The following is a 1,069-nucleotide window of genomic DNA, read 5'->3' as shown; positions in this document are numbered from 1 at the left end:
AGCAAACGCAATTCCCTATAAAGAGCGTAATGTTTTCAAAGAGCCATTGACACGAGATGAGATTAAGAACATCTTGCGCATGACGGAAGATGGTACCGAAGAAATTATCTCAACCCGGTCAAAACTTTTTTCTGAATTAGATATTTCATTGGACGACTTATCGTTGGGTGAACTAATTGAAATGATTCAAAAGCAACCAGCCTTACTGAAGCGTCCCTTGATGATTGATGAGAAGCGGATGCAGGTTGGGTATAATGAAGACGAAATTCGTCGATTCTTGCCACACGAGGTGCGACAAGCTGAGTTGGCCCGAGCAACAGCTTTGGCTGATCTGTAAAGTAAACATATCCACCATACATAAAAGGGCCATTCCGATGGTCTTTTTTTACCCCATCATGTCACGTTCGTTTATACTGGGGTGCGGTAGGAAACGTAATGGGTGGGTTAGCACACCTAGAACGCACGTGGTTAATGCTAATATATCGACTATTATTTCGGAAATTTGGTATAATAGTAAGCAAAGCTAGATTCCCGCGGACTGGGAAGGAAAGGGGTGCCCATAATGGAAATGGAACGCATTAACGAGGATACAATTCGAGTGGTGGTGACCAACGATGATCTCGCTGAGCGCAGTATTTCAGTGATTGACTTGCTGGGCAACCAAGAAGAAATTGAACGTTTCTTCTACAATATCTTGGAAGAAGTTGATGTCGAGCATGATTTCGAAAATAATGAGGCGGTTACCTTCCAAGTATTGCCAAACCGTAACGGCTTGGAGTTGTTCATCTCTAAGAATATTGGGGATAAGGCCATGATGGATGGTGTTATCAACTCAATGTTTGGCAATCGTGATGCTGGTGATGTAAACGATGATGTTTCTGATAGATTATTAGAGCAATTGTTAGATAATGACGGTGACGGGGCTAAGAAAAAGCCACAAGCACGCCAGCAACGTGCCGCAGCTGAGTCACGGGCTGCCGACCAGATGGTTAATACTGCACGCGAATTGGCGCGTGATAAGCAGGGTCGTCGTCAAGTTATTTTGAAGTTTAAAGACTTTGAAGCAATT

At 43.5% G+C, this 1,069-nt stretch carries 2 protein-coding genes; both read left to right on the top strand.

The window, feature by feature from the left end:
* Positions 1-337, top strand: a 337-nt coding sequence (spx, locus tag WEIDD23_RS09035; protein WP_242865490.1) for a transcriptional regulator Spx, incomplete at its 5' end; no start/stop codon positions are given.
* A 225-nt stretch (positions 338-562) separates the two neighbouring features.
* Positions 563-1,069 (top strand): adaptor protein MecA (locus WEIDD23_RS12790; RefSeq protein WP_082778327.1); only part of this gene is annotated, 507 nt, incomplete at its 3' end.

The organism is Weissella sp. DD23 (assembly GCF_001579105.1).
GTDB classification, from domain to species: Bacteria; Bacillota; Bacilli; order Lactobacillales; family Lactobacillaceae; genus Weissella; species Weissella cibaria.
This window is presented reverse-complemented; position numbering and strand designations above follow the sequence as displayed.